The sequence below is a fragment of the Achromobacter sp. JD-1 genome (assembly GCF_038594925.1).
Classification (GTDB): domain Bacteria; phylum Pseudomonadota; class Gammaproteobacteria; order Burkholderiales; family Burkholderiaceae_B; genus Achromobacter; species Achromobacter spanius_C.
This window is the reverse complement of record NZ_JBCGCS010000070.1, coordinates 1-1,855: the sequence shown is the minus strand read 5'-3', so window position 1 is coordinate 1,855 and position 1,855 is coordinate 1. Positions and strand designations below refer to the sequence as shown.

Annotated in this window: 1 protein-coding gene; it reads right to left on the bottom strand. The window is 64.1% G+C overall.

The features are described from left to right. On the bottom strand, positions 1-1,855 hold a 1,855-nt coding region (locus WBR68_RS31225), incomplete at both ends, for a condensation domain-containing protein (RefSeq protein WP_230696250.1).

The window sequence follows — 1,855 nt, the reverse complement described above, 5'->3', positions numbered from 1 at the left end:
CGCCAGCCGCGCGCCGGTCATCAAGGGCCAGAAGAATTCCCACACCGATACATCAAAGCTGAACGGTGTTTTTTGCAGTACCACATCGTCTGCCGTCAAACCATAGGCCTGCTGCATCCACGCCAAGCGGTTGGTCAGCGCAACGTGCCGGTTGGCCGCGCCCTTGGGCTTGCCAGTGGAGCCCGAGGTGTAGATAACGTAGGCAAGGTTCTCGGGGTGATGGGGAACGTCGGGCGGCGTGACCGGCTCGGACGAAACGTCGATCTGGTCCAAGGCCAACAAGGTTGTCGATGACGACAACCCGCCCATCCGTGCCGCCAAACCGGACTGCGTCAGCAGCAGCGACACGCCGCTGTCTTGCAGCATGTAGGCTAGCCGGTCATCCGGATAGTCTGGGTCCAGCGGCACGTAGGCCGCACCTGCCTTCAACACCGCCAGCAAACCTACAACCAGTTCCAGCGATCGCTCGGCAGCAATCCCCAGGCACTGCTCGGCACGTACGCCCATGCGCTGCAAGCGATGCGCCAATTGGTTCGCGCGGCGGTCCAGTTCGCCATACGTCAGCGACGCATCAAGGCACGTCACCGCCACACGGTCCGGCCAAAGGCCCGCCTGCCTCTCAAACTGGCGATGCACCGGTAGCGCGCCAAACTCCGACGCCACCTCCTCCGACAGCGGCAAGCCTCTTTCGTTCGGACTCAACAAGGCCAACTCGTTGGGCGGCGTCAATGGCAGCGCGCCCACGCGGCCCTCGTGCGCCGCCAGACGCGCCAGTATGTAATGCAGGCGCTGCGCCAACGCCTGCGCCACCGCTTCTGATAGGCGTGATCGGTCATAGCTCAGTTGCAAGGACAGGCCAGGCTGCTGCGTCACGACCAGCGTCAGGGCGTAATGCGTCTGTTCATGGTTCTGCAAGTTGGCAAACCGCACCCCCGCCGATGCCTGCGTTTTCAGCGCCGCATCAACCGGATAGTTTTCAAAGACCAACAGCGTGTCGAACAAGGCGCTGCCGCCGTGGCCTGCCCAACGCTGCACGTCGAACAGCGGCGCGTGCTCGTGTTCACGCGACGTCAGGTTTTGGTCCTGTATGCTACGCAGCCAGTCGCCCAGCGTGGCATCGGACGCAATCGTCACCGCCAACGGCAAGGTGTTGATGAACAGCCCAAGCATGTGCTGCGCACCGGCCAAGGTGTCGGGCCGGCCAGACGTCGTGACGCCAAACACAGCCGTGGATTGCCCCGTCACCTGCGCCAGGACCAGCGCCCAGGCCGCTTGCACCAAGGTGTTGACCGTGACGCGATGATGCCGGGCGCGCTCGGCCAATGCCGACGACGCGGCAGGGTCCATCCGGGCATGCAGGTCGGCGTAGCCGGTGGCTGCCGTGCATGCGCCTCGAAGCCGCAATGCCGGCGCCAGCAGGCTGGGTTCACTCAAGGCTTGCAAGCAGCCACGCCAATACGCCTGCGTATCAATTTCGCTTCTGGTAGCCAGCCACGTCAGATAGTCGCGATAGCGGCCCACTCCCGCCGCCACGGGCAGCCCTTCGTGCGTCCGCAGCACTTCGCCCAGCAACTGCGACACGCTCCAACCGTCAAGCAGCAGATGATGGAACGTCCAGATCAAGTGATAGCGCTGCTCGGCCGTGCGCATCAGCGTCACGCGCAATAGCGGCGGCGATGCCAGGTCGAAGCCCTGCATCAGATCGGCGCGCGCCTGAGCATCCAAAACCGTTGCGACAGGATGCGATGCATCGTGATGGTTGCGCGCATCGATCACCCTATACGGCAGCGCCACGTCGCGCGCCACCCACTGTAGCGGTGCGCCCGCGCGTTGCAAGAAACCGGTGCGCAACACG